The 26,648-nt window shown below is 69.2% G+C and carries 24 protein-coding genes and 1 pseudogene; 13 read left to right on the forward strand and 12 right to left on the reverse strand.

Annotated elements, in window-relative coordinates; all coding sequences use genetic code 11:
• Positions 1-34 precede the first annotated feature (34 nt).
• Both ACFU8W_RS01985 and ACFU8W_RS01990 read right to left on the reverse strand, forming a co-directional pair.
• Entirely contained in the window at positions 35-211 is a 177-nt protein-coding gene (locus ACFU8W_RS01985; RefSeq protein ID WP_384031352.1) for a hypothetical protein, read from the reverse strand.
• Between the two features lie 449 nt (positions 212-660).
• Positions 661-1,695, reverse strand: coding sequence for a hypothetical protein (locus ACFU8W_RS01990; RefSeq protein ID WP_384031354.1), 1,035 nt, complete (start codon positions 1,693-1,695; stop codon positions 661-663).
• Positions 1,696-1,909: 214 nt separating this feature from the next.
• Here ACFU8W_RS01990 and ACFU8W_RS01995 point away from each other — a divergent pair, with 214 nt between their 5' ends.
• Complete coding sequence (locus ACFU8W_RS01995; protein WP_384031356.1) at positions 1,910-2,362, forward strand: MarR family winged helix-turn-helix transcriptional regulator; 453 nt, start codon at positions 1,910-1,912, stop codon at positions 2,360-2,362.
• A gap of 527 nt (positions 2,363-2,889) precedes the next feature.
• Here ACFU8W_RS01995 and ACFU8W_RS02000 read toward each other — a convergent pair.
• Both ACFU8W_RS02000 and argG read right to left on the reverse strand, forming a co-directional pair.
• Positions 2,890-3,363, reverse strand: a complete 474-nt coding sequence (locus ACFU8W_RS02000) for a VOC family protein (RefSeq protein WP_384031358.1) — start codon at positions 3,361-3,363, stop codon at positions 2,890-2,892.
• A gap of 1,059 nt (positions 3,364-4,422) precedes the next feature.
• On the reverse strand, positions 4,423-5,871 hold the full coding sequence (gene argG / locus ACFU8W_RS02005) for an argininosuccinate synthase (protein ID WP_345519302.1): 1,449 nt from the start codon (positions 5,869-5,871) through the stop codon (positions 4,423-4,425).
• A gap of 216 nt (positions 5,872-6,087) precedes the next feature.
• On the opposite strand from argG, the pseudogene ACFU8W_RS02010 reads away from it, so the two are divergent.
• Positions 6,088-6,280 (forward strand): annotated as a pseudogene (locus ACFU8W_RS02010) (IS5/IS1182 family transposase); the annotation flags it as partial.
• A 39-nt stretch (positions 6,281-6,319) separates the two neighbouring features.
• The gene (locus ACFU8W_RS02015) at positions 6,320-6,652 is read left to right on the forward strand and encodes a MerR family transcriptional regulator (protein WP_384031360.1); all 333 of its coding nucleotides are present in this window, start codon (positions 6,320-6,322) and stop codon (positions 6,650-6,652) included.
• Positions 6,653-6,867: 215 nt separating this feature from the next.
• Here the strand turns inward: ACFU8W_RS02015 and ACFU8W_RS02020 are convergent, their stop codons facing one another.
• From ACFU8W_RS02020 to ACFU8W_RS02030, 3 genes are all read right to left on the reverse strand, one after another.
• Positions 6,868-8,244, reverse strand: a complete 1,377-nt coding sequence (locus ACFU8W_RS02020) for a TerD family protein (protein ID WP_384031362.1) — start codon at positions 8,242-8,244, stop codon at positions 6,868-6,870.
• A 7-nt stretch (positions 8,245-8,251) separates the two neighbouring features.
• Positions 8,252-8,377 carry a hypothetical protein gene (locus tag ACFU8W_RS02025; RefSeq protein ID WP_384031364.1) on the reverse strand — a complete coding sequence of 42 codons (126 nt, stop codon included), beginning with the start codon at positions 8,375-8,377 and terminating at the stop codon, positions 8,252-8,254.
• Between the two features lie 235 nt (positions 8,378-8,612).
• A complete protein-coding gene (locus ACFU8W_RS02030) occupies positions 8,613-9,020 on the reverse strand; it encodes a DUF6223 family protein (protein WP_384031366.1) in 408 nt (135 codons plus the stop codon).
• Positions 9,021-9,238: 218 nt separating this feature from the next.
• Here ACFU8W_RS02030 and ACFU8W_RS02035 point away from each other — a divergent pair, with 218 nt between their 5' ends.
• Both ACFU8W_RS02035 and ACFU8W_RS02040 read left to right on the forward strand, forming a co-directional pair.
• Positions 9,239-10,366, forward strand: coding sequence for a sensor histidine kinase (locus ACFU8W_RS02035; RefSeq protein WP_384031368.1), 1,128 nt, complete (start codon positions 9,239-9,241; stop codon positions 10,364-10,366).
• Positions 10,363-11,025, forward strand: coding sequence for a response regulator (locus ACFU8W_RS02040; RefSeq protein ID WP_384031370.1), 663 nt, complete (start codon positions 10,363-10,365; stop codon positions 11,023-11,025). The genes ACFU8W_RS02035 and ACFU8W_RS02040 overlap by 4 nt, the downstream gene beginning before the upstream one ends.
• Positions 11,026-11,419: 394 nt before the next feature.
• On the opposite strand, the gene ACFU8W_RS02045 is transcribed toward ACFU8W_RS02040, so the two are convergent.
• Complete coding sequence (locus tag ACFU8W_RS02045; RefSeq protein ID WP_384031372.1) at positions 11,420-12,301, reverse strand: hypothetical protein; 882 nt, start codon at positions 12,299-12,301, stop codon at positions 11,420-11,422.
• A gap of 261 nt (positions 12,302-12,562) precedes the next feature.
• On the opposite strand from ACFU8W_RS02045, the gene cpt reads away from it, so the two are divergent.
• On the forward strand, positions 12,563-13,093 hold the full coding sequence (gene cpt, locus ACFU8W_RS02050; protein WP_384031374.1) for a chloramphenicol phosphotransferase CPT: 531 nt from the start codon (positions 12,563-12,565) through the stop codon (positions 13,091-13,093).
• 211 nt (positions 13,094-13,304) lie between these two features.
• On the opposite strand, the gene ACFU8W_RS02055 is transcribed toward cpt, so the two are convergent.
• On the reverse strand, positions 13,305-14,393 hold the full coding sequence (locus ACFU8W_RS02055; protein WP_384032040.1) for a protein kinase family protein: 1,089 nt from the start codon (positions 14,391-14,393) through the stop codon (positions 13,305-13,307).
• A gap of 481 nt (positions 14,394-14,874) precedes the next feature.
• Between ACFU8W_RS02055 and ACFU8W_RS02060 the strand changes: the two genes are divergently transcribed.
• Positions 14,875-16,689: an ABC transporter ATP-binding protein gene (locus ACFU8W_RS02060; RefSeq protein WP_384031376.1), complete on the forward strand. Its 1,815-nt coding sequence runs from the start codon at positions 14,875-14,877 to the stop codon at positions 16,687-16,689.
• Between the two features lie 197 nt (positions 16,690-16,886).
• Here the strand turns inward: ACFU8W_RS02060 and ACFU8W_RS02065 are convergent, their stop codons facing one another.
• Complete coding sequence (locus ACFU8W_RS02065) at positions 16,887-17,531, reverse strand: YbhB/YbcL family Raf kinase inhibitor-like protein (protein WP_384031378.1); 645 nt, start codon at positions 17,529-17,531, stop codon at positions 16,887-16,889.
• 214 nt (positions 17,532-17,745) lie between these two features.
• Between ACFU8W_RS02065 and ACFU8W_RS02070 the strand changes: the two genes are divergently transcribed.
• Entirely contained in the window at positions 17,746-18,291 is a 546-nt protein-coding gene (locus ACFU8W_RS02070; RefSeq protein ID WP_384031380.1) for a DUF1697 domain-containing protein, read from the forward strand.
• A gap of 73 nt (positions 18,292-18,364) precedes the next feature.
• The gene (locus ACFU8W_RS02075) at positions 18,365-19,276 is read left to right on the forward strand and encodes a DUF6039 family protein (RefSeq protein ID WP_384031382.1); all 912 of its coding nucleotides are present in this window, start codon (positions 18,365-18,367) and stop codon (positions 19,274-19,276) included.
• A 77-nt stretch (positions 19,277-19,353) separates the two neighbouring features.
• Here the strand turns inward: ACFU8W_RS02075 and ACFU8W_RS02080 are convergent, their stop codons facing one another.
• Positions 19,354-20,070, reverse strand: a complete 717-nt coding sequence (locus tag ACFU8W_RS02080) for a PIG-L deacetylase family protein (RefSeq protein ID WP_345519323.1) — start codon at positions 20,068-20,070, stop codon at positions 19,354-19,356.
• A gap of 129 nt (positions 20,071-20,199) precedes the next feature.
• Here ACFU8W_RS02080 and ACFU8W_RS02085 point away from each other — a divergent pair, with 129 nt between their 5' ends.
• From ACFU8W_RS02085 to ACFU8W_RS02100, 4 genes are read left to right on the forward strand one after another with little or no spacing between them, the layout of a single operon-like run.
• Complete coding sequence (locus tag ACFU8W_RS02085; protein WP_384031384.1) at positions 20,200-23,877, forward strand: alpha/beta fold hydrolase; 3,678 nt, start codon at positions 20,200-20,202, stop codon at positions 23,875-23,877.
• The gene (locus tag ACFU8W_RS02090) at positions 23,867-24,844 is read left to right on the forward strand and encodes an LnmK family bifunctional acyltransferase/decarboxylase (RefSeq protein WP_384031386.1); all 978 of its coding nucleotides are present in this window, start codon (positions 23,867-23,869) and stop codon (positions 24,842-24,844) included. Before ACFU8W_RS02085 ends, ACFU8W_RS02090 begins: the two co-directional genes overlap by 11 nt.
• The gene (locus ACFU8W_RS02095) at positions 24,841-25,086 is read left to right on the forward strand and encodes an acyl carrier protein (protein WP_384031388.1); all 246 of its coding nucleotides are present in this window, start codon (positions 24,841-24,843) and stop codon (positions 25,084-25,086) included. Before ACFU8W_RS02090 ends, ACFU8W_RS02095 begins: the two co-directional genes overlap by 4 nt.
• Entirely contained in the window at positions 25,083-26,321 is a 1,239-nt protein-coding gene (locus ACFU8W_RS02100) for a hydroxymethylglutaryl-CoA synthase family protein (RefSeq protein WP_384031390.1), read from the forward strand. Before ACFU8W_RS02095 ends, ACFU8W_RS02100 begins: the two co-directional genes overlap by 4 nt.
• Here the strand turns inward: ACFU8W_RS02100 and ACFU8W_RS02105 are convergent.
• Entirely contained in the window at positions 26,297-26,554 is a 258-nt protein-coding gene (locus ACFU8W_RS02105) for a ferredoxin (protein ID WP_384031392.1), read from the reverse strand. The genes ACFU8W_RS02100 and ACFU8W_RS02105 overlap by 25 nt on opposite strands.
• Between the last annotated feature and the right edge of the window lie 94 nt (positions 26,555-26,648).

The raw sequence follows: 26,648 nt of genomic DNA on the forward strand, positions 1-26,648 counted from the left end.
GTGCATGGGAATCCTCTGTTTGGGCCGATGTGGCTCATAGGCAGTACCGAACTAGCCACTCGTCGGCGTTGTACGTGTTCTTCGCCGGGTCCGGCACGGTGGCCGCCCGTTCTTCGACCATCTCCTCTGTGAGGATCCGGTTCGGCAGCCTGCCGAACCGGGCGCGGCGCGCCATTTCAGCAGGGTCGGGGCTCTCCTGGGCAGGTTTCACTGCATCGTCTCCTCAAGAGCTCGTGAAGGTTCCTGGATACGGCCGACCAAGGTCGGGGGTCTCCGCGGAAGCCGCCTGGAAGCGGTGTTTCTGTGACGAACGTCCGGGGCCGGCCAGAGCGGCTCAGCCCAGGTAGAAGTCCTTGCGAGCGGCCACGAACTCTTCGACCGACTGGGCAGGTAGGCCCGTCACGCGTTCGATGTCGTCCCGACACCCTCGAGCGCAGTTGCTCAAGGACTGTGCGGCCCACGCCACCGGCCTTGGCGATGAGAACGAGGTTGCCGGCAGCCATCGGTCGGTCTCCTTCTTGGTGCAGGCAGGCCATCGTGGTGAGGCGGTTGGCTGTGTGAGGGGGCGGGCTCGATGGGCTCAGGTCCTGGTCGTCGGCGGTCATCGGTAGTGCCTTTCAGACGTGGCGGTGGTGGAACGGCCGGGGCCGGGGATACGGGTCAGGAGGCAGCTGCGGTGCGCCGCATCAGGCGGGGGCGCAGGCCGAGCAGGCCTGCGGCGATGGCGGCCCACAGTGCAAGCGTGACCACAGGGCCTGCTGCGTGCGCGCCGTTGAAGTAGCTCAGGTCGGTGATGGTGCGGACGGCTGCGCCAGGTGGCAGTAGTGCGGAGATGGTTCGGGCCGCTGCGGGCAGCAGATCGGCGCCAATGGTGGCACCGCTGGTGGCGTTGCCGACGGTCAGGAGCAGGAGGGTGGCGACCGGGACTCCGATCGGGCCGAGGTAGGTGCCGAGAAGTTTGGTGGTGAAGGCGGCCGCAGCTGCCAGGAGGGTGAGAGTGAGGATCAACGGGACGATCGGGGCCGGGACCGATCCCAAAATGGGGCCGGCGATGATCGCTGCGACGGTGCCGATGGCCACGGAGGCGCCGGCCAGCAGCCGGAACCGGTGACGCAGGTGCAAGACACCGGCCAGGCCGAGAGCGTTCGAGCCGAGGACGAAACCGGCCAGTGTCACTCCGAAGGCCATGTAGAAGCCGGCAAGCCCCCGGGCGTCGAAGTGGGTCAGGGGGACGACGTCCTCGGTGGTGACGTGCTTGCCCGCACCATGGGCGTAGGTGCCGACGAGGTTGTTTACGGCCGATGTGGTGGACGCGCCGACTGCTCCTGCGATCTCCAGGCGCAGCTGGCCCGGACCGTCGGTGCTGAGCGCGGCCACGACGTCGTGGCGCTCCACTGCGCGGCGCGCTGCCTCGGCGTCAGCGACCGGGTGGACCTCGACGGCGTCGCCAAGAGCCCGGTGTATTTCGCCCGGCAGGTCCGGTCCGGTGACGGCGATGTCGACCTGATGGGGCTTGGGGTCGCGCTGCAGACCGACGTAGCAGGCGATGAAGGCCGTCACGACGACCAGAGCGATCAGAGTCGGCTGGAGCCAGACCCTCACCGGAGGCCGGCGGGCGGCCTCGCGGGGCTCGGGGGAGAGCCCGGCCGTGGCGGAGGACGTCTGCTCAGAAGCGGATCCGATGGGGATGTTCATGACGGGGCTTTCTGATGGAGGGGTGTGGCGCGGAGAGGTCGATCAAGAAGGGCCATCGATAGATAGGAGCATATGCTCCTATTTGCAGAACGGCAAGGCGGATCATTCGGGTCGACCTGTCCTGGCTCGCCACTCGTCACCGACAGTCAGGCGGCCCTTTGGTACTTACGAGCATGTGCTCTTATTATGGCCGGGGAGAGCTCTGGAGGAGACCATGACCGCTGCGTCGACGAGCCTCGGCGACTCGTGCAACAACCTGGCCCTGCGCAAGGCGGCCCGGTACCTGGGCGCGACGTACGACAAGGCGCTGGCTCCGGTCGGTCTTCGTGCGACGCAGTTCAGCATCCTGCAGAAGCTGAGTGCTCACGGAGAAATGACGATCACCAGCCTCGCCGACATGATCGCCATGGACCGCACGACGCTGGCCTCGAACCTCAAGCCGCTCGTGCGGGAGGGTCTGGTGACCGTCGAGCCATCGGCAGTCGACCGTCGGGCGCGGGTCGTCACGATCACGCCGGACGGCCTCTCCCGGGTGAAGTCGGCGCTACCGCTGTGGAAAGCCGTGCAAGCCCAGTTCGAGGAGAGCTTCGGAGCCGGAGAGGCCGCCCGGCTGCGCGCATCACTGGAAGCCGTCCTCCACACCGGATTCGAGCCCTGGGCCGAGTAGGACACGACTCTTCCGGTGGACTCCGCCACTGATCCCTCGGGCACCCATGAGGGAGGCCGTGGCCTCGGCGGTTGCCGATACGGCTCACTGGGGCCGGCCATGCCGCCGGACAGCGACGGTACGCGCAGGCGCACGTCCATCCGGCGACCGTCGCGGCGCCGGACCTGCGTGAAGCCGGACCATCGGCCCCGGGGATCGCTGCGGCGCGCCGGAATCGCGACGACGTCCAGCGACCCGACCGCCTGCGCAGCCCGGGCGCGTGGCGCGCGTCGGCGGTTGCGCAACGGGAGCGGACGACTCCTGGGGGCAGCCGCCTCTCGGTGCCCGGCTCGCAGCGGCGCGCTGGTCCTGCATCACCAGGGAGATCCGCACGGCGGGATCCGCACGGCGGCGCGCGACCCATGCGGCCCCATGGCGGCAGTACCGCTGGGCGTGGAGTGCACCTCTGCGCCCAGCGGTCCTACGCCGGGCCGGCTGCCGTGCTGGGCTGGTCCAGGCCCGTCGAGCCTGTGGTGACTGGCGTGATGTCAGCGGCCGGGGAGCCGCTCTGTGATCTCCTGGAGCACCCAGCCGTTGCCGTCCGGGTCGCTGAAGGTGGCGTAGGAGCCGTAGGAGGCGCGGTCGGGGTGCAGGCCGGCAAGTCGCTCCTGGCCCTCGATCTGGTGGGTGACCTCCCCGGCCTCGTGGCCGTGGTAGAGCAGTCCTGCGGCGTCGTGGAACACCTCGCTCACCTCGATGCCGCGGCCGGTGAGGTCCGCGCGGGCCTCCTCGATGTCGGAGACGATGAGGTACAGGCCCTGGGTGGAGCCGGGGGCGGCGGAGGTGAGCCCCTTGCCGAACAGGATCGAGCACTCGGAGCCGGGCGGCGTGAAGTGCACCGCGCGCCAGTCCTCACTGGCGGCCTTGTCGAGGTCCAGACGGAATCCGGCCGCCTCGTAGAAGGCCTTGGCCCGATCGACGTCGGAGACGGGCAGCACGATGACTTCGAGCTTCAAATCCATGGGAATGTCCTTCTTTCTTGTTGCACCGGCTGCAAAGCGGACCGGTCTACTGGTGGGTCCTGTCCGTTGCTCGAGCGGCAGGGTGTAACCGCCGGCGTAGTCGGGACCTCGATGTTTAGGAGCATATGCTCGTATTTGCTATGTGGCAAGGAAGTGCCCCGACGCGGGGCGTGGCGCAATGGGTCGAATATGGCGAGCGGTGCCGAGACGTGGCAAGCCGTAACCCGAGGCTGTCCCCGCTGCTGGCCATCCTCGGTCTGTGGTGCGCTCGGGTACCGCGAGGGTCCCGACGTGGGTGGAGGCAGCCCGGGAGGCGGCGAGGTTACCCGCAAAAGGCGGCGGCGTCGGGGCGCGGTCGTGCTCGGGGGACGCCGTAATCGGCGCAGATGGCAATGCATCGGCGCCGTGTGTGGGTCGGCGATCGTGGCGGCCGAACTTCCGCGGTTGTACGAGCAGTTCGTTCAGGCACTGCAGCGCAGACCCTGGTGTGGAAGCTTCCCGTGGGGGATACCAGCGGGTGGGGGAGGGGCGCCGACAGGCTGCCGGACGGTCGGCACAGGAGCTGCGGGAGGCGGGTGCGGCATACGGATCCGCGCGTGCGATGAGTCGTGACGCTTGGGCGCACCACTCCGGAGCTGGACAATCCCTTCGGCAAGGTCACCAAGCCCGACCTTCTGCGCCTGCCTCGCGACTTCGTCACCGCTTCGGGCGTGAGCCCGTTCGCCTGTCTCGCGGTCACCCGGTGCGCCCATCGTGTTCGCACTCACCGGTGGCTCGATGGTGTGGGACTCGATCGCGAAACCCGATCCGGCGGGCCGAGAGCCCCTGATCGCCGTAGGAGCCGCGACCGGGACGGTGCCGCGTACGAACCGGAGCTGCTCACGGAGCTGCGGGCCGCCCGGGAGCGGGAGGGGGCGGGGCTACCGGCCCATACGGCACAGCGGCTCGGGCCCTCGGGCGGTTCGCACGCAGTGTGTCGAATCGCCCGAGGGCCCGGCCTCCCGGCTGCGACCGGGCTCGGCTGCTCCGCTCCCCGTCCGGAGCGGGTCGACGCACCGGTCAGTCGGTGCCGAACTCCATCGCGGCGCGGTCCAGCAGCTCGTCGTCCTCGGAGACCTCGCCGCGGGAGGCGATGGCCTCGGCGCCGCCCTCCGGCATGGTGCCGATCAGGCCGGTCGCCGCCGCCTGGGCGGCGCCGATCAGCTCGGGGTGGGCCGTGCCGACGATGCCGAGACCGGCGTACTGCTCGAGCCTGGCGCGCGAGTCGGCGATGTCGAGGTTGCGCATGGTGAGCTGGCCGATCCGGTCCACCGGGCCGAACGCCGAGTCCTCGGTACGCTCCATCGAAAGCTTGTCCGGGTGGTAGCTGAACGCCGGGCCAGTGGTGTCCAGGATCGAGTAGTCCTCACCGCGCCGCAGTCGCAGGGTCACCTCGCCGGTGACCGCCGAGCCGACCCAGCGCTGCAGCGACTCGCGGACCATCAGCGCCTGCGGGTCAAGCCAGCGGCCCTCGTACATCAGCCGCCCGAGGCGCCGTCCCTCGTTGTGGTAGTGGGCGAGGGTGTCCTCGTTGTGGATCGCGTTGACGAGGCGCTCGTACGCGGCGTGCAGCAGCGCCATGCCGGGTGCCTCGTAGATGCCGCGGCTCTTCGCCTCGATGATCCGGTTCTCGATCTGGTCCGACATCCCGAGGCCGTGGCGGCCGCCGATCGCGTTCGCCTCCATCACCAGGTCGACCGGGGAGGTGAACCGCTTGCCGTTGATCGTCACCGGGCGGCCCTGGTCGAAGCCGATCGTCACGTCCTCGGCGGCGATCTCGACCGAGGGGTCCCAGAACCGCACGCCCATGATCGGTTCCACGGTTTCCACGCCGGTGTCGAGGTGCTCCAGCGTCTTGGCCTCGTGGGTGGCGCCCCAGATGTTGGCGTCGGTCGAGTACGCCTTCTCGGTGCTGTCGCGGTACGGCAGCCCGTGGGCGACCAGCCACTCCGACATCTCCTTGCGGCCGCCCAGCTCGGAGACGAAGTCGGCGTCGAGCCACGGCTTGTAGATGCGCAGGTGGGGGTTGGCGAGCAGGCCGTAACGGTAGAACCGCTCGATGTCGTTGCCCTTGAACGTCGAGCCGTCGCCCCAGATCTGTACGTCGTCCTCGAGCATCGCCCGGACCAGCAGGGTGCCGGTGACGGCGCGGCCGAGCGGCGTGGTGTTGAAGTAGGCGCGGCCACCCGAGCGGATGTGGAACGCGCCGCAGGCGAGCGCGGCCAGGCCCTCCTCGACCAGCGCCGCTCGACAGTCGACCAGGCGCGCGATCTCGGCGCCGTAGGTCTTCGCGCGGCCGGGCACCGAGGCGATGTCGGGCTCGTCGTACTGGCCGATATCGGCGGTGTAGGTGCACGGGACGGCACCCTTGTCGCGCATCCACGCGACCGCGACGGAGGTGTCGAGGCCGCCCGAGAAGGCGATGCCGACGCGCTCGCCGGTGGGCAGGGAGGTGAGAACCTTAGACATGGGAAGAGTATGTATTAATCCGCATGATTATGCAAAACGACATTCCCTGAAGTCGGTGCGGACCTCGCACGGTGTTCCACCGAGGAGGTCCAGGACGCTGCGGGCGGCGGCGCCGACAGTGCCGGATCGCCCTGCTCGGCGACGGCGAGGCGCCCGTCGGGCAAAGCGCGCCGAGGGCCAGGTCGGCGCTGCACAGGCGCCCTGGTGGGCGGCGAGCAGAATCGCCGCGGCACCAAAGGTGGTCGGCCCACCGGTTCCGACAAGGACACCTGCAAGCACCGCAACGCAGTTGAGCGCACCATCTTCCGACTCGAGAACTTCCACGCCGCGGCCACCGGCTAGGGCGCGTGTCTGCGTCTTCCACGGTGCAGTCACCGCGGCCGCAATCCGGCTGCGGCTCCGGCCATGACCCGACCTGGACCCAGTTTGCCCACCCAAAGCTGAAGAGGTGGGCCCGGCGCGCCGTGTCCAGGCCTCTCCCGGCAGGCACCGCGAGGACACCGAGGGCGCGGTCGACCGCGTCGCCCCTATCCAGGAGCTGTACGCGGCTGGGCTGTGCGGCTCCAAGATCGCGCAGCTGCTTCCGTGTGTGCGGGACACCGACGGCGGTCCCTCCGCCACCGCCGACGCGCCACTGATCGACGACCTCACGGCGGAGCGCGACCGCATCGACCGGATGATCGATGACCTGCAGCGCTCCCGGACGGCGCTGGACGAGGTGATCGATGCGGCCGCGGCCCCTGCGGCGCACGGCCCGGAACAGCCGGCCCGGGGCCGATGAGGCAGGGACAGCGGCCGTAGCAGTCCCTATGACCGCAGTGTTGGCTCTGACGGGTCAGCCCCACCCCGCGACCTCAACCGGTTCTTCTCCGCCCTGATCGGAGGCAAGCTCCACAAGCACGCCCAGCTCGCCGGGATGCGTACCCCGTCAAGGTTCCCGACGGTCCCGTCACGAGGGCCACACGCCGCAACGCGATGCCGGGACGCTCCACGGGCTCACCGCCTTCCCCGCCAGGCCCACTTCTGCACCTTGCGGTTCTCGGACACCTTTGCCACGCCATCGGTCGAACCGCCGTCCGCGACCTGGAGCGGCGCTGCTCGTGGGACGGGTGCGGCGGCGACTGGCCGGCTGTGGGGTTGCAGCCGTTTCAGCCGCGCCCTCCATGGACCATCCGCCATCTCCAGCTGAATGATGACCGGCCCCTCGGGAAGCGGCACGGTCTCCCGCCGCTTGCCGATCTCGTTGACGACGTTCTCCCGCCTGGGCAGGCTCGTGGAGTCCTCGTGTCCCGCCAGTTCGTAGAGATGGACGATGAGGTTGTCGTCGCCTCGGTAGTGGATGGCGAGGTCGGCCACTCCCTGCGTGTGCAGCAGGACGTCGGGCCCTCGGTACTCCAACTGTTCCTCCGTCAGCCGCTGAGCCGCGGCCAGCGGCAGCACTCGTACCCGCCAGGGCCCTTCCGCCTGCAACCGCAGGCGCAGGGGCTCCCGCTCGGGCACTTCCACGAGCAGCCGCCCCCGGAAGTTCTCCTCGGTGCTGTTGACGATGTTGTCCTTCTGCTTGTTGCGCCGGTTGAGGGTCCACAGGCCCGTGTACCCGTCACCTTCGACGTTGAGCTCGACGACGACCGGTCCCGGCGGGAGCCCGTCCACGGTGATCACATCGTTGTCCCGGCCGGTCTCGGTGTACGGCTCGAAGGCAGGGCCGAACGACCGGTCCATCCATGGGTCGCCCGCGCCCGACGCCAAGGGCTGACGAACCGTCGCCGCGGGTGCGGGCACCGGCCCTGGGGCCGGCGCCGACATCGGCACAGCCACAGGCGCGGGCGCAGGCATAGGCGCGGGCATAGGTGTGTGAATCATTTCCGGAACCGGCTCGTCTCCGGCCACGTCCACGCCATGGTCCGCCGCCAGACCGGCAAGGCCGTCCAGGTACCCCTGGCCCACCGCGCGGAACTTCCATCCCCCCGCCCGCCGGTAGAACTCCGCCATCACCATGGCCGTCTCGCCGCCACCGTCGGTCACGTCGTACCGGGCGACGGACGTACCGTCCGGCGCGAACGCCTCCACCGACGGCCCGTCCGCGTCCCGCACGCAGCCGTTCTCCGTCGACGCGACCACGAGGAGGCGGACGATGTCCTCCTCGATCGCGGTGAGAGCGACCTCCAGCCACTCCGTGCCGTCCTCACCCCCGACCAGCCGTACGGAGCCCGAAGGATGGACCGGCGCACCGTGGAACACGACATCCCCGTCCCCCCGGACACGTCCGCGCTCCGTCAGGAGCAAGGCCGAGACGTCCAGCCCGTGCCGGACGGCGACCCGCAGCGGCACGGATGGTACGAAGGAGTTGCCTCCCTTGATGATTCCCCCCATCGCGCGCCTACCCCTGTCCGCCCGGTACGGAGCCGAACATGCGCGGGGCCGGCGGGCGTGCCGCGGCCTCGGCGCGTGCGCCGCCCTCATCGTTGCCGGGTATCGACTCGTGCCAGCGGAGCTGTCCGCTCACATCTCCTCCATCATCACTGGGACGAATTCGCCCTGTTGCTCGGCATTTTGGTCCTGCGAACGGATCATGCCACAGGGCGCGGAGGGGGAACTCGCCGTCATCCGGGCCGGCCTGGCAGCCGGCCGGTCCGGCGCGCTGTGCCGCTTCGTTGCGACCCGTCGGGATCAACGCTCACTGTTCGTCGACGGCTACGTCAACCACTGCGGCGCGCACGTCGACCTGGAGAAGCAAGGGATCAGCCGGTCGGTCGGCCACCCGCTACGGCGGTACGGCGGGAGCGGGCCAGAGCCAGCCCACCGAGGACTGTGCCGATCAGTCCCACCAGTACAGCAACAATGCCCCCGCCCAGCCCGTTGCCGGTGCCGAGCCCACCGTCCGCCGTGGCTACCACCAGCCCACCGAGGGCCACACTGATCGGACTCGCCACCAGGGCAACAAGGGCCCTGTTCCGTGCGTTGCCGGTGCCGATACGACCGGAGGAGCGGGCCAGCGCCAGCCCCCCGATGACAAGGCCGGTCAGCCCGATGAGCGCGGCCATGCTGGCGCCCAGGCGCCCAGGGGTCATGGTGTAGACACTGGCGGCGATCGGCTGGACGGAGGCGTGCGCGGCCGCCGGTGCCGCAAGCGCAAATGTGACCGGCATGGAGTGCTCCTTCTGCTCCTGTGACTGGGTGTGGCCTGAGCATGTCTGCCGGACCCACCTTCGGTCGTCCGGCGGACGCAGACACTTCGCGCTGCCACCGATGCCTCATCCGGCTGCCGCAGACGCTGCAGGAGGCGCGAGGGTACTGCGTGTGCGGTAGTGGGCGGCTCGTCAACAAGGGGGACTCGCCCGCGGCGGTAGCCAGCTAGGGTGCGCGCATGAGTGCAGGTGAGTCCGGTGTCCGGGCCCGTGTCGGAGACTGGGCTGTCGCTGTCGGCGTGTCGGCGGCGCTGCTGGTCACCGGGCTGTCCGGGCAACGTCCAGCCACGACCTTCGACTTGCTCGGGTATGCGCTGCTGACGGTCGGCGGGCTGGCGTTGGTCGCGCGCCGCCGGGCTCCGGTTGCCGTGCTGGCCGCCACTGGGTTGTGCGCGGTCGGTTACCAGGCGGCCGGTTTCGATGTGCCTGCCGTCGCGTACCTGTTCGCGGTGTACGCGGCTGTACGGGCGGGACACCGCATCATCACGGTGGCGGCGAGCGTGGCCATGCTGGCCGTGCTCCCGCTCGCGGCCCTGGCCTCGGGCCTGCACGACACGGGCGAGGCGTTCGCGCAGGCCCGAGGCGCCTTGGAGCTGGCCTGGCTGATCGCGGCCGGCGCCGCGGGTGAGGCCCTGCGGCAGGCGGAGTGGCGGGCGGAGGAGGCCGAGCGCACCCGGGAGGAGACCGCGCGGCGCCGCGCCGACGAGGAGCGGCTCCGTATCGCGCGGGAGTTGCACGATTCGCTCACCCATCAGATCTCGGTCATCAAAGTGCAGGCTGAAGTCGCCGTGCACGTGGCCCGCAGGCGGGGCGAGGAGGTGCCGGAAGCCCTGCTGGCGATCCAGGAGGCTGGACGTGAGGCGAGCCGGGAGTTGCGTGCGACCCTTCAGGCGCTGCGCGACGACGACACGACCCCGCCGCGTGGGCTCGACCACGTCCCGGAACTGGTGCAACGGGCGCGTACGTTCGGCCTGGACACGACGTTGACGATCGAGGGACAGCAACACGACGTGCCGGCCGCGGTGGACCGGACCGTGTACCGGATCGTTCAGGAGTCGCTCACCAACATCGCCCGTCACGCGGACGCCACCACGGCGTCGGTCAAGATCGATTGCCGTCCGGACGCCCTCGCGATACGCGTCGACGACGACGGCAAGGCGACGCCGGACACTGCCCCGGTGCCCGGCGTCGGGCTGCTCGGGATGCGCGAACGAGTCACCGCCCTCGGCGGTCGGCTGCGCGCCGAACCGCGGGGCGAGGGCGGCTTTACCGTCCAGGCGGAACTCCCCGTGGACCGGACCTCATGATCCGTGTCCTGCTGGTCGACGACCAGCCGCTCATTCGCAGTGGATTCCGCGCGCTCCTCGACCTCGAAGACGACATCGAGGTGGTGGCCGAGGCCGCCGACGGGAAGGAGGGCCTGGCCCTGGCCCTGGAACACCTGCCCGACGTCGCTCTCGTCGACATCCAGATGCCGGTCGTCGACGGCATTGAGACGACCCGGCGCATCGCCGCGGACCCGGCGCTGGCCGGAGTGCATGTGGTCATCCTTACCAACTACGGCTTGGACGAGTACGTCTTCGACGCGCTGCGCGCCGGCGCTGCCGGATTCCTGGTCAAGGACATCGTGCCGGAAGACTTCCTGCACGCCGTACGCGTCGCCGCGCGCGGCGACGCCCTGCTCGCACCCTCGATCACCCGCAAGCTCATCAACAGGTTCGTCACCCAGCCGCTCAACGCCGGCATCGACACGGGGCTGGAAGAACTGACCAACCGCGAACGCGAGGCCGTCACCCTGGTCGCGCAGGGCCTGTCCAACGACCAGATCGCCGACCGTATGGTGATCAGCCCGATGACCGCAAAAACCCACATCAACCGGTCCATGGCTAAGCTCCAGGCCCGCGACCGGGCTCAACTCGTCGTCCTTGCCTACGAGTCCGGCCTGGTAGCCCCGCGCAACTCCTGAGGTCGTGACCTTGCCGTCCGCCGTGAAGGCCGGCGTTCCGCCCCTTTCCGTCGGACCAGGTTCCGACGAGCGCCGCCCGAGTGATTGCCGGTGGGTGGTACTCCGCAAGGAGCCCCGTGCAGAGGGCGAAGGCGCCGTTGGTGACCACTGCGAGCGTGCCCCACAGCGCCACCGAGACGAAGAGGCCCCGTTGCCGCGGCCGACTGAGCAGGGCTGGTCCGATGAGTACGGCCGTGGCCAGCGGCCACGATGTGACGATAGCGAGCGGGTCCATACCGTCGGCCAGGATGACGCGGACGATGACGGGAACGAGGGCGACCGCCGCTTAGCGCCGGCATCGAGACCAGCAGCACACGGCCGTAGGACCGTTCCTGTCCCGTCTCCGTCACGACCGTCACCCCTGCTCCCGATCACCCTCTCGGGCGGGGACCGCACGCGGCCGCGGTGGTACGGACGGGGTGCTGTCGGTCCCCGTCGACTTCCTCTCCATCACGTATGTGTTTCCCGCATCGGGGTCGCTGAAGAAGAAGTACAGCTGAAGCTCCCGATGCGTGTCGCGGCGGAGGCTGAACGTCCACGTGTAGGTCCAGGGTGCTTGTACGCGACCCTCCGGGGGTGTTCCCGCTGACTCCGAGTCCGGACGTACCGCGGACGCGGTGCGGGTCGTGAGCGTCAGACGTACGTGTTGTCCCTGGTCGGGTTCGTCGGTCAGGGTCCAGGTTCCGGTGCCGGAGAGGCGCCAGCCGTCGTCGAAGTCGAAATCCTGGCCGTCCAGCATGGTGATGACAGCGGATCCATCGTGCCGCAGGGTCAGTTCGGTGCCCTGGATGCATTGCCACCTTCCTACGGCCTCGGCGGGCGTGGCGTCGTGGATCGTGGGTGTCCCGGTGTACGTGTAGGGGCCGGCGCAGCCGGTCAGCGCGCCCACGGCGGCCAGGACTGCCAGAGTCCGTCGGCGGAGCCGGGACGGGGCCAGTAGCGGGGCCCGCATCACGCACAGCGCGAAGACGAGCTGACCCATCACGGGGATGACCAGCATTTCCACGAAGTTCCCGAAGAGCAGAAACCAGGTGGGGAGGAGGAGAAGCCCGGCCAGCGGGAGTCTGAAGGCCATGCCCGTGCGAGTGTTCGCCAGCCCGTACACGAAGCTCATCAGGATGGAGGGGATCCCGATGAACGGGAAGAAGTCGAGGCCGGTATCAGGGACGTGGGCATCAGCGGGTAGAGCGGCGGCCACGGCTGCCCACGTGAGCGCGAAGGTCAGCGCGTAGCGCATGGCCAGATCGAGAAGCCGCAGCCCGATAACCCCCGGATTCCTCCAGGGTCCGCCCTCATTCACAGCTCGGTCCCCCTCGCGGCACGACGAATACGCGCGGCTCGCCCAGCGGGCGGCCGCAGCAGCGGCCATCCTGACAGGAATATTGAACGCGTTCAATGCGTGGGCCGTTCTACCGGACGGGCCGGCTCGGCCGGGGCCGAGCAGGGTGGATACGTTGACTTTCGAGAGTCGTGGCGGTGCGTCTACTGTGGTGCGGTGATGACTCAGGTGATCGTTCTCAACGGTGGCTCCAGCTCGGGGAAGTCCGGGATCTCCCGGTGTCTGCAGGCGGTCCTGCCGGATCCATGGCTGGTCCTCGGGGTCGACACGTTGATCGACGCGATGCCCGGGGCCATGCAGACATCGGATGCGGGCATCGAGTTCGCTTCGGACGGCGAGGTGATCGTCGGGCCGGAGTTCCGGACACTGGAAGCGGCGTGGATCGAAGGCGTTGCCGCGATGGCCCGTGCGGGTGCCCGGCTCATCGTCGATGAGGTCTTCCTCGGCGGAGCGGCGTCCCAGCAGCGGTGGCAGAAGAACCTCGACGGTCTGCGAGTGTTGTGGGTCGGCGTCAGGTGTGAGAGCACGGTCGCCGCAGGTCGTGAGATCGCACGAGGCGATCGGGTCACGGGGATGGCCGCGTCCCAGGCGGACGTCGTCCACCGGGGCGTGGTCTATGACCTGGAAGTGGACACCACGCACGCCGAGTCGATGGAGTGTGCACGGGCCATCGCCGCACATGCGGAGTGATCGGCCGCACGTCTGTCTGCCGCTCTGACCGCAGCGCCGGAACGATCGTCAGAGAAATCCGGATCTACCGAGGTCAGGAGGGTGCCCATTCGCTCCGGCGACAGGTACGGATCGCTCATGAGGATGCCCAGTGCTTCAAGGACCTCGCGGTACGACGAGTACACGGCAAACGTCCCGGACTCGGAATCGTGCTCCAACTCCTGAGACCTGCTCAGCTGTGACGTGACCGGTCCGCATGAAGGGCGCGGCGGAGCGCCTTCAACGGGTACGGGGTCTCCCTGTTCTCGTCCTGGATCGTGACGTAGAAGTCCGTCATCACTGCGGCGAGCGGTGCATGGCGGGAGAGGATCGCCCTGGCCTCTCGCGGTCCGTCCGGCGGGTCCTCCCCTTCCGCGCATGCGCGAATGAGTGCCTCGCGTTCTTTCCGCTCGTAGCCGTACAGATTCGTGATCAGCCAGTTCACCAGCCAGCTCCGCGTGTAGCAGCGATCGTAGGTCCTGTGCAGCTCGAAGAAGCTGGTCTCGGACGGTGACAGATCGAATTGGGAGGAGATGGCGAGGCCGTAGTCGGCGAAGTAAAGACGCCGGCCGTCGACCAGGATGTTTTGAAAATGGGCGTCGAAGTGCAGAAGCCCGCGAGCGTTCATGAAGGACGTGCCGGCCTCCAGTTCCCTTTCCACCAGGGAACAAGCCCGGTCGGCAGACTCTTCATCAGCCTGCACCTGCTCGGTGAGCCACTCGTGGAGCGTCTGAGGGATGTACTCCATGAACAGCGCGAGGCTCGCAGAGGACTGCTGAAGAGCCTCGATACGACGGCGTACCTCCGGCCTGCCTCCCCAATAGGCCACGACCCGCTCCACGTCCGCGAGTTCGTCGGGAAGCGCGGCCGTGTCCGGCAGCACGCGCCAGTGGTACATCATCGGGAACCCTTGGTACTGCCCTCCGAGCACCCAGTTCGTCGTCATGGTGTGAACGGCGAGCTCCCGCCATGCCCCGAAACCAGGCCCCCCGCCGACTCCGTACTGGCAGAAGGTGGGAATCCCGAACAGGTTGGCCGTGGATCGTGCATGCTCCGGCAGCCGCTCCATATCCGTGAGCGGCACCCGCTTCACGAAGACCGGCTTCCCGTCAACCTCCAGCAGCGCAGACCTCCCGCCGATACCGGAGCCAAGCGGCACGGCGGCGTCCACAAGCTCGCTCAGCCGGCGATCACTTCGAAGGGCGAGAGACGTGGAGACAGTGCTGTAGGTGGCCAAGCGCGCGTCTTCTGACGTATCGAGACGCTCGACCGCTACCCGCATCGGAATGCCGACCTCGTTTCCACCGTGCCCGCCAGGGTCCACCAGTTGCTGCCTGTGCACTGTAGATGAAGGTCGATGAGTCGATCAGCGGAGTCGCCGGACCGGGCAGGCGGCCACGGCCCACCGCCAGCAGGCAGCACGGAGGGGGCGTCGTCCAGCAGTCTCCTCATCAGCAAACGGCATCGAAGTGGTGTGGGCTGCGACAGGTCCTACCCGCATGCGGGGTTGCTGCCGGCCGAGAAAAACGCTTGGACTCCGCGGGCGCTGTCGCGGGACACTGAGGTTCCGGGCCTGGCCTCCCCGTACTCACACGTCTGCGTCGCCACGAGCTGCGCGGGGGCCCTGCCGCCGTGCCCCGCCTGTCGCACGACGACCTGAGCGACGCACTCACTCGAACGAAAGCTCCGCGCGGCCACTGAGGCAACGGCCTCATCCCGCAGAAGGCATGAGGCGGGCTGCCGCACGACCACACAGGGTTGGTATGGGATCGCCTGAATCGCGCGAGGCGCCGGGCAAGGGCTCGGTGTTCCTCGCACTTCGTTACTACGGACGGGAGTTGGCCCGGCACCGGTGGCTGACAGTGCCCGGGATGCTGCTGCCGGCGCTGGGCAACATCGGCATCGGCTACATCGCGCCGCTGATCGTCGCCAAGCTCGTCGGCCGGATCGCCGACGACTCCGGTATCACCATCGGCTCCACGCTGCCCTATGTTCTCGGCTTCGCCGGCGTTCTGCTGCTCGCGGAGACGCTGTGGCGCGTCGGCTTCCACTGCCTGAACCGCGTTGCCGCCCTCAGCATCGAGCACCTGTACGTGATCGGCATGGACGAGCTGTTCGCCAAGGACGCCACGTTCTTCCATGACAACTTCGCCGGGGCGCTGACCAAGCGGGTCCTGAGCTTCGCCTCCCGCTTCGAGGAGTTCATCGACACACTGACGTTCTCGGTCGTGGGCAGCTTCGTGCCGCTGGTGTTCGGGTCGGTGGTGTTGTGGCGCTACGAACCGCTGCTCGTCGTCGGACTCTTGGCGATGATCGCATTGACGGCGCTGTGCGTGGCGCCCCTCATCCGTCGCCGCCAGGCGCTCGTCGACCAGCGCGAGGAGGCGATTGCCCGGGTGTCGGGCCACGTCGCCGACAGCCTGATGAACATGGACACGGTCCGGGCGTTCGCCGCCGAGGGACGCGAGGCCGCAGAGCACCGGTCCCGCGTCGCGGCATCGCGGCGGCTCACGTTGCGGTCGTGGGACTACGGCAACCTGCGCATCGACACGCTGGTTGCGCCGATGTCCGTGCTGACCAACGCGCTGGGTCTGCTGCTCGCGGTCACGCTCGGCGGAGGCAGCCACGGCGTGGAGGCGGTCGTTGTCGCCTTCACGTACTACACCAACGCCACGCGGATCATGTTCGAGTTCAACCAGATCTACCGCCGTCTGGAGAGCTCGATGACGGAGGCCGCGCAGTTCACCGAACTGCTCCTGACGCCACCGACCGTGCTCGACCCGGCGTCGCCGGAGCCGTTGCTGTCCCGGGCCGCCGATGTCCGCTTCGAGCAGGTGACCTTCGCCCACGCGGGTGCGGAACCGCTCTTCGAGCGCCTCGACCTGGCCGTGAACAGCGGTGCGAGGATCGGCCTCGTCGGCCGGTCCGGCGGTGGCAAGACCACGCTCAGCCGGCTGCTGCTGCGGATGACGGACATCGACGGCGGCCGCATCCTGATCGGCGGTCAGGACATCAGCACGCTGCGTCAGGCCGATGTGCGCAGCATGATCTCCTACGTGCCGCAGGACCCGGCGATGTTCCACCGCACGCTGCGGGACAACATTGCCTTCGCCCGGCCGGACGCCACCGACGCCGAGATCCGCCGCGCGGCCGAGGCGGCGCACGTCACGGAGTTCGCCGACGCGCTGCCGGACGGCTTCGACACCATGGTGGGCGAGCGCGGTCTCAAGCTGTCCGGCGGACAGCGCCAGCGGGTCGCCCTCGCCAGGGCGATCCTGCGCGACGCGCCGATCCTGCTGCTCGACGAGGCGACCAGCGCCCTGGACTCCGAGAGCGAGATTCTCGTCCAGGAGGCGCTGTGGCGGCTCATGGACGGGCGGACGGCGCTCGTGGTGGCGCACCGGCTGAGCACGGTCGCCTCCATGGACCGGCTCGTGGTCCTGGACCGCGGACGGATCGTGGAGCAGGGCACGCACCAGGAGCTGCTCGCGTCGGACGGCGCCTACGCGAAGCTGTGGCAGCACCAGTCGGGCGGCTTCCTCGACGACACTCCCGCGCCGAAGGCCGACCTGCACTGAACGCGAGTCCGTTGGCCCCCGCGGGGCGACGTGCCGGCTTCCTGCGAGGGTGAAGCGGCCGTCTTTCCCGACGCCGCCGAGGACTGACCCGCCGCCTCGACGGGCCGGAAATCCACTCGCACGCGGGGATCGTGCGCACGGCGGGGGCCGGGACGTGTCGTCCCGGCCCTTCGTCGGGTTCGCTGTACGGGGACCGGTCAGCGCCCGGTCAGTACGGTGCGGTATCCCGCCGCCAGCGCGTGCTCCTGCATGACGACATTGACAGCGGCCATCGGCAGGTCCGGCGGAACCTGGATGTCGGCGGTGTCCAGCGCGGCCACGGTGAACACATAGCGGTGCGCAGTGTCCCCGGGCGGCGGGCACGCCCCGCCGTAGCCGGTCATCCCGAAGTCGGTCCTGCCGAGCACCGAGGGAGCGGGCAGACCCGGATTGCCCGGCGTGCCGGCGCCTTCAGGCAGCGAGGTCGTGCCGGCCGGGATGTTCCAGACGGACCAGTGCCAGAATCCACTGGAGGTTTTGGAGTCCAGGTCGAACAGCGAGATCAGATAGCTTTTGGTCCCGGCCGGCGCCCCGGACCACCGGATCGCGGGCGACTTGTTCCCGCCGGTGCAGCCGCCCCAGTCGAGCAGGTTCTCCTGCCCGAAGGACCCGCCCGGCGGAATGTCGGGCAGGGTCACGGAGAACCTCGGGAGGGACGCGGGGAGCGCCGGGCGCTGAGCCACCGTGAGGACATCATCCTGGTGATGCCCTGCCCCGGTGGAGGGTTGGGCCACGGCGAATGTGGTGACGAGGGAGGTGGTGGCCGCGACCGCCAGGGCGGTGATCGTCCGTTTCAAGCGCACGTCTGGTCCTTTCCGGCGTGAGTCCGTTGCGCCGCGCAGCCTGCCGGAGGCCCCGGGCTCCCCGCTGCCCAAAGTTGAGCGGCGCCCCGGGGCGCACCGTGCGCGGGGCGGTACACCGTCGTGTGCGTCTCTCCCGGGCGGGAACCGTCCGTCACCGCTACGCTGTCGGGCGCACGCCGAGGTTCCCCCTTTCTTGCGGACAGGTGGTTGGGTTTTGCTGTACATCGCGTTCTTGCGCGGGATGAATGTGCCGGGCCGTTCGGTGAAGATGGAGTATTTGCGCAGCCTGTTCACGGACATGGGATTCGACTCCGTGCGCAGCTACATCCAGAGCGGGAACGTCTTCTTCGAGGCCGACGAGACCGACCGTGCCGTGCTCAGTGCCCGGATCGGTGACCGTCTCAGAGGGACGCTCGGCTACGAGGTCGCGGTCTGTCTGCGTACGGTCGCGGAACTGGAGGCGCTGATCGCGCTCGACCCGTTCAAGGACGTCACGGTCACCCACGACATGCGCTGTTGCGTGGTGTTCACGACCGAGCGGATCGATCCGGACCTGGCTCTGCCGCTGATCTCCCCGAAGAAGGACATGGAGATCATAGGCAGCACTGCGTACGACGCCTTTGTCGTCTGGTATCTGATCAACGGCAAGGCACCCGCGGCCAAGGGCTTTCAGGAACGCGCGTTGGGCCGCGACGCGACGACGCGCTACTTCCACACCGTGGTGAAAATTCTCGACGCGGCCAAGAAGGGCGCGTCCTGACGCTCAATACTGGGCGGTTCTCAAGGCCGCCCATCGCCTAGAACAGGTTCAGCCGACGAGAGGGCAGTTACCCATGACCGTCACCGAACCCACCCCGAGCGTGACCGGCCCGACGCCGACCGCTCTGGACCAGACCTCGCTCCCCATCGAGGAACTCCTGCACTCGGCCAATGCAGGGATGATCATCCACCGGACCGGCCAGCTCGCATACGAGTTCTCGACCGAGGGCCGGCAGTGGAGCGTCGACCTGCTGGACCACATCAACAAGGCGCAGCTCGGCGTCTGCACCACCTTCTGCTACGAGGAGGTGTTCGGCACCCGCGACCGTCTTCACTGGCTGATCCAGATGAAGGCACCCAACGACTACAGCAAGCTCCTCGACATGGTCGAGCACGACGACAAGTACCTCGACATCGCGACCAACGAGGACCGTCTGCCGGAGGCCAAGGGAGGCGGCAACTGGGAGCGGATGTTCACCTACGGTTCGCTCCAGGAGCGGATCATGCTCGGCCAGCACGGACTGATCCACGACGACCACTCCCATGAGGACACCGGCACGTTCGTTCCGCCCGCCGGGGCGCAGCTGAGCCAGCCGGCGGAGCTCCAGCTGAACTCGGCCAACGCGGGTGCGATCGTCATGCGCAGCGCGGAGGTGCTCTACGAATTCCGTGAAGAGGGACGCCAGTTCGCGTTCAACTGGCAGGGCCATGTGAACCGGGAGCTGGCCGGACGGGTCACCTCGCTGCTGTACGAGGAGACCTTCGGTCAGCAGGACCGCATCCACTGGCTGATCCACCTGCGCACTCTGGAGGACTACCGCGCACTGGCGGAGTTCGACCGCTCCAGCCGCGCCGCCGAGGAGGTGTACGGTGCCGAGCGCCTGCACCCGAGCAAGGGCGGCGGCAAGTGGGACCGGCTGTTCCGTCCGGCGAGCATCAAGGACACCCTGCTGATTCCGCATCAGCGCACCACACCGCTGCGCTGAGCGGGCGTCAGCCGAACCCCGTGGGCCCGTACACCTCGGTGTGCGGGCCCACGGCGTTGGTCGGGCGGTTGAACCGCTCAGCGCACAAGAAGCTCGAAAGGCACCGCGGACTCGAGTCCGGCACGGGCCCCGGTCGCGGTGAGATATCCGGTGAGCGGCCCCCGTACGTCGGCGAACCGCGGTCCCAGCGCCGCCAGATACGCGGCGTGCGCCTCCACCGAGGCCACCGCGCTGTCGAGATGGCCACCGACATCCGCCGCGTGGGTCGGAACGGGCGACGAGGCGATGGCCACATAACGGACCCCCGCCCACGGTTCGAGTTCGAGGTCCGGGAAGATCCAGCGGTTCCCCGCGTCCCCCACGGCATCCAGAACCGCTCGCCCGGTGTTGCGGTGATCGGCCATGTTCCAGCCGCCGCCGATGGCCCGGTCGTGGTGGTTGCAGGTGATCACCAGCTCCGGCCGGTGCCGACGGATCGCGGCGGCGATGTCGCGGCGCAGCGGCAGCCCGTGCTCGACGGACCCGTCGGGGTGGTCGAGGAACTCCACCGGTGCCGCGCCGACGATCCGCGCACTGGCCAGTTGCTCGTCGGCCCGCACCTTCGCGGACTCGGCGGGGCTCATGCTGTCGATGCCGGCCTCTCCGTGCGTGACGAGTACATACGCCACGCTCTTTCCGGAGGCGGTCCAGGCAGCGACGGCGCCCGAGGAGCCGAACTCCATGTCGTCCGGGTGGGCGACCACCGCGAGCGCCCTGCTCCAGTCGTCGGGCATCGGTTCGAGAGTGTCGGCCATGGTGTTCTCCATCCCTGGGTGTGGGTGGTGCGACGGTCCATGTAATCGACCCGCCGGTCGCGCTCTCTGCTCAGATTTGGGCAGGCGGTACGGATCGCCGTCGTTACTGTCGGGCCCTGGAGGTGGCCGATGAAGCCGACGGAACTGACCACCCTGGTCCGTGACCGGCTCGCCGATGTGATCGGAGTGCCGGCGGGGGACATCGCCGATGGCGCGCCGTTCGACGACCTCGGTGTCGATTCCATCCTGCGGATGGAGCTGGTCCGCTCGCTCAGCCAGGACCTCGGGGTCGAGTTGCAGGCGGCCGAGGCGTACGACCACGACACCGTCACGCTGCTGGCGAAGCTGTTCGCGGAAACGGTGGCGGCGCGGGACGCCGTGACCGGTGGGCCGAGCGCACCGAAGACCGGCCCGCCGGACGGATCGCCGGACGGACCGGTGGCGGCGACGGTGGCCGAGCCCGGGCCCCACCCCGGCCTTCGCGCCGAGGAGCCGACCGGTGCCGGATCCGGCGCTGCGGACGGGGATCTCGCGGAGGATCTGGCGGCGCTGGCCGCCGAGGTCACCGGCCGGGCGTTCGACCGGGACGCCGCCTTCGCCGACAACGGGTTCACCTCGTTCGACATGCTCCGGATGATCAGCGTCCTGGAGAAACGCCTCGGCTCGCTGCCCAAGACGCTGCTGTTCGATCAGCCGTCGGTGGTTGGACTCGCCGCTCACCTGGCCGACGGGTACGGTCTGGTCACCCTCGGCACGGCCGACGGCGCCGGTGGCGGACCGGCGGGCAGGTCATCGCAGCCGCTGGACGAGGTCCGCCCGGCGGCCGACGGCGAGCCGGCCGTCCTCGTCAAACGCGAACTCGGGGACCAGCCCGCCCTGGCCGCCGTCCTGGAAGATCTCCACACACGGCATGCGGTGGAGAGCGGTCTCGCCGGACGGGACATCGCCCCCCTGGCCTTCCTCGGCTCCCACAGGTCGGCCTACTTCAACTTCTCCGAACGGGACGGAAACCTCTTCGCCTGGAGCTACGTCGGCAGCGACGAGAACTTCGCCCAGCTGGCGGCCGAATATGTGGCCTACGCGCGGAAGAACGGGCTGAAGGCCAACTTCCTCGCGCTGATCCCGCTCGCCGAAGCGGGCGCTGTCCCGCTCACCGCCACGCCGTTCGGAGCGGTCCAACGGCTGGAAAACCTCGGTTCGTTCAGCCTGGACGGCGGGCCCATGTCCCGCCTGCGCTATCTCGTCCGGCGCGCCGAACGGCTGGGGGAGTGGCGCACGGTCGAATACCGCAGCGGCAGCGATCCCGCCACCGACGGCCGGATCGCATCGATGATCGACTCCTGGACCGGCAACAAACAGATGACCAATCCGTATGTCTCCGTGGTCAAGGAGGAGATCCGGTCCGGACAACTGGCCCCGCGCTACCGCCCGTTCCTGACCTATCTCGATGACGAGCTGGTCAATGTCGTGATCGTCACCGATCTGCCCGCCGCCAACGGATACCTGCTCGACCTGGAGTTCTATCCGCCCGGGATGCCGCTCGGCGGACTCGACCTGGCGATCGTACGGATCATCGGGCAACTGGTCGAGGAGGGCTGCGACACCTTCAGCTTCGGTGCCAGCTTCGGAGTGAGCATCGCCGATTCGGCGACCAGCGAGCCGGAAGTCGAGCAGGGCCTCAGCGAGCTCCGGTCCGCCGGGATCTTCGGTGAGGGGAACTTCCAGTTCAAGAACAAGTTCCGGCCACTCAACACGCCCATCTACCTGTGCCGTCCGGCCGACGAGGAACCCACATCCGTGTCGGATGTGATCCTGATGATCGCCGAGCCCCGGCTCACTCCCGCCGCCACCGGGTCCACGGCCCCCGCCCAGCGGACGGACCCGGATCCGCAGCGCCGTCCGCGGAGCGTGCCTGCCGAGGATCCCGTGCCCGGCCCGGTGGCCGAACGCGAACGGCTGCTCGCCGCACACCATCACAACACCGCACTGCTCCCGGCGGGCTTCCCAGGCCTCGATCTCGCGGCCGGTGTCTGGTGGTACGACGGCGACGGCGGGGACGCACAGCGGATGACCGAGCTCGCGGCGCGCGCCGTCGGTGAGACGCCCCCGGACTGGATTCCGCAGCCCCACATCGCCCTGTTCGCCTCGCGCTCGGCCGCCCTTGCCGCGCTGGGCCGCTGCCTGCCCGGACCCCGGCCGTACATACGCGTGACGCCCGCACCCGGGGACGGCCCGGAACAGCTGCGGGCCGCGCTCGCCGCGGCGCCGCCGGACAGGGTGGCGGTGCTCGACGCCACCCGGCTGCTGGAGTGCTCCGCCGGAGCCGAGGACGTGCCCGCGAGCCTCGCCGCTCTGCTCGGCACCGCCGATGTCGTGGTGCTGTCCCTGCCCGCGGAACACGGAGTTCCCTACGGTGCCCTGCTGGCCTGCCGCGACGCCGCCCTGGCCGGACGGATCGACGAACAGGTCCTGCTGTACGGCGAAGGGCTGAGCCTCGGCGCCCGCCGGATCGTGTGCGCGGCGCTCGCGGACCTCGGGGCGTCCGCCGCGCGGGTGGCACGGCGGACCGCTGCTGTGGCCCGGCTCGGCGCCCGGCTGTCCGACGCCGGGCTGCCCGTCCTCGACCCGGGTCACGGCCACCAAGTCCTTCTCGACCTGGGGAAAATGGCACAGCTGAGCAACCATGGCAACCGGGTCGTCTCCGCTCTCGTCTGGATCTACCGGGAGACGGGCGTCAGGGCCGGACCCGTACCCGGCGACGACGGTGACCGGCTCGTGCGTTTCGCGGTGCCCCCGGAGCTGCCGGCGGCCCGGCTCGACGCCGCGGCCGACGCCCTCGTCGCCCTGGCCACCTCGACCACGCCTGTGCCGGAGCTGATGGCGGTGGACGGCGAGGGCGGCTTCCACCCGCGCGAAGCCGTTCCCGAGGACATCCAGCAGGAGCTGGAAGAGGGGTACGCGCCCGGGGACGACAACGGCGCCGTGCTCCGCGAGCGGCAGCCGGACGTCCGATGTGAGCTGCTGCGGATCGGGGACGCCGATGTCGAGGTGTTCATCGCCGGCTCGGGCCCCGCACTCCTGCTGATGACACCGTTCAACATCGGTGCCGGAGTGTTCGCGGAACAGTTCGCCGCGCTGGCCGACCGGTACACCGTGATGTGCGTCCACCACCCCGGTGTCGGGGCGTCGACCGTGGGCTCCGAACTGAGCCTGCCCGGCATGGCCAGGACGGACCTGTCCGCCGTCCGCCGGCTCGGCGTCACCGGACCGGTGCACGTGGCCGGGTCCTCGTTCGGCGGGCTGGTGGCCCTCACCTTCGCACTCGAACTCCCCGACGACACCGCGTCACTGACCCTGATCGGCAGCTCGGCCACCCTCAACAACCGCGAGGGCGAGATCAACCGGCTCGACGTGGTCGCCGACCGGGACCTCTCGTACGCCGCCGAGGGCAGTGGTTCACGCCGGCTGCGCCGCGAACGCGAGGCGCACCGCGCCCACCTGCTGCGCTCCGAGAGCATGGACCCCTACAGCGGGCTGCGCTACCTCGATGTGTTCGCGGCAACGCCCGACCTCGGGCCCCGACTGGCCGACATCGCCGCCCCGGTCCAGATCGTGCACGGACACTGGGACACCGTCGTCCCGATCGCGACCGGCCGCCGGCTCCATGCGGCGATCCCCGGCTCCCGCTTCCACGAAATCCGTGACGCGGGCCACTTCCCGGCGGTGACCTGTGCCGCGGCACTCAACGCCGTACTGCACGGGTTCCTCACCGTCGCCGGACGCAAAGGCAGCGCAGATGAAGGATGAGACGGGCACGCCGGGACTTCCGGGCTGGGCGTCGCCGCGCATTCTGGACCGCAGCACGGTCAGCCGGGATGTCACCGTGGCCCCGGGCATGTGCGGCACCGGTCTGTTCGTGGGGCAACTGGGGGACTGGACCTGGGAGGCGGTGAGCGCCCTGTGCGGAGTCGATGTGTTCGCCGCCAGGAACCGGCAGGGTGAGCCCGCCTATCTGTCGTTCTACTACTTCCGGATCCGGGCCGGGCGCCGCTTCCATGTGGGCGCCCTGAACTTCGGCGACCGGCTGCGGGTGACCTCCGGTCTGTTCAACTACGGAAGTGAATCGGTGCTCGCCCTGCACACCGTGCGCAGGCAGGACAGCGACACCCCGGTGGACGAGGGCCCGTTCGATCCCGAGGCGTTCTACGCGGGCAAGGACGAGGACTGCCTGTACGTCGAGAACTTCAACCGCTGGATCAGTCGGGGGCGCACCGGCAGCAACGAGGACCTGGTGCGCTCCTCGCCCCCCGACTTCCGCTACGCCGAACTGCCCCGGCTGCCCGCCCCCCACTCACCGCGAGCCGACTACCGCAACGCCCGGACGAACCGGACCTTCCTCGACGGGGAGCCCCCCGGGCGGCTGCCGACCGGGCCCACCCGGCTGACGTACGCGGTCGACGCCACCCGTGACATCAACGGAGTCGGGCTGCTGTACTTCGCCTCCTATTTCTCCATCACCGACTGGGCCCTGCTGCGCCACTGGCGCGGGCTCGGCCGGGACGTCCACGACTTCATGGGGCGCACGGTCCTGGACCAGCGGATGTGCTACCTCGGCAACGCGGACCCCGAGGCCGAACTGGCCATCGAGGTCACCGGCTGGGTCCGGCCGGGCACACCCCACGACGAGATCGTGACCATGGTGCTCGAGAACGCCGGCACCGGCCAGGTCATCGCCGTCAGCACCCTGCATGTCACGGCGGAGGGAACACAGTGACCAGGGACGAGATGCGGAGCCTCGTCCATGAGGCGATCACGGACATCCTGCCGAGCGTCGCCCTCGAGCGGATCACCGACGCGGCGCATCTGCGGGACCTGGGGGCCGACTCGGTCGACCGTGTGGAGATCATCATCTCCCTCCAGGACCGGCTGGGCATCGACCGGCCGATGGCGGAGTTCAGTGACATCCCGGACATCGGCGCGCTCGTCGGATATCTCTGGAAGGTGAGGCAGCAGTGATCGGCATCGAGGCACTCAATGTGTACTGCGGACCTGCCCGGATCCCGGTCCCCGTCCTGTTCGAGGGGCGGGGGCTCGACCCCAAGCGGCTCGGGAACCTGCTGATGGACGAACGGGCGGTGAACCTGCCGATCGAGGACACGGTGACCAATGCGGTCAACGCCGCCGCGCCGCTGGTGAGGGCCCTCGACGACGAGGCGAGATCACGCATCGAGATACTGATCGTCTCCACCGAATCGGGCGTGGACTACAGCAAGTCGGTGAGCTCCTATGTGCACGAGCAACTGGGGCTCAGCCGCAACTGCCGCATGGTGGAGGTCAAACAGGCCTGCTACGCGGCCACCGCCGCGCTCCAGCTCTGCGCCGGCTATCTCGCCTCCGCCGCGTCGCCCGGCGGCAAGGCTCTCGTCATCGGCAGCGACGTGGCACTGGTGGACGCCCGCGCGGAGTACGCCGAACCCGCCACCGGCGCGGGCGCGGCCGCCGTACTGATCAGTGACGAACCGCGGATACTCCGGCTGGACCTCGGCGCCTTCGGCACCTACGGCTACGAGACGCTCGACTCGGCCCGCCCCGGGCCGGAGTTCGACATCGCCGACTCCGACCGCTCCCTGTTCGCCTACCTCGACTGCCTGACGAACTCCTACCGCGATTACACCTCCAAGGTGGAGTCGGTCGACCTGCGCAAGACCTTCGGTCAGCTTGCCATGCACACCCCGTTCGCCGGCATGGTCAGGGCTGCCCACCGCAAGCTGATGCGTGACAACACGGACGCGGCGCAGCCCGAGATCGCCGAGGACTTCGAGCGCCGGGTGATCCCGTCGCTCGTCTACCCTCGCCAGGTCGGCAACCTCTGCTCCGCCTCGGTCTATCTGGCCCTGTGCAGCCTCATCGACTGTGCCGTGGACACGGCGGACATGCGGGTCGGGCTGTTCTCGTACGGCTCGGGCTGCGCCTCGGAATTCTTCAGCGGAGTCCTCGCACCGGGCGCCGCGGCCGAACTGGCCGCGCTGCACATCGGTGAACGGCTTTCCGAACGCGTGGAGTTGACCTTCGGGGAATACGAGGGGCTGCTCGCCGAGAACTCCCGGTGCCTGACACCCGTCGCCCACCGCACCACGGACCTGGACCGTTACGGGCCGCTGGCCCGCAGGGCGATGGGTGACCGGAACATGCTCGTCCTCACGGGTGTCGAGGACTACCACCGCACCTACGCCTGGCTGCCGGACGACTGAGCCCGGGGTCCGTCGGCCCCATCCGTCCCGTCCTGCCCGGCCGTCTCGTCCAGATCGATGGCACGGGCGGGGCACATCGTGACGGCCTCGTAGACCCGGTCAGCCAGTTCAGTGGGCGGGCCGGGGTCGAGGAGTACCACGAAGCCGTCCTCGTCCTGGTCGAACACTTCCGGGGCCGCCCATGCGCAGCGGCCTGCTCCGACGCAGCTCTCCTGATCCACCTGTATCCGCATGCGGCCAGGCTAGGCATCCTGTCGAGCCTCCGCTGAACAGGATTGAGCAGGTTTTCGAGACCCGAACAAAGTGCTCAATCTTGAGTGGCTGGCG

Origin of the sequence: Streptomyces sp. NPDC057565, assembly GCF_042801455.1 — a bacterium.
GTDB lineage: Bacteria > Actinomycetota > Actinomycetes > Streptomycetales > Streptomycetaceae > Streptomyces > Streptomyces yanii.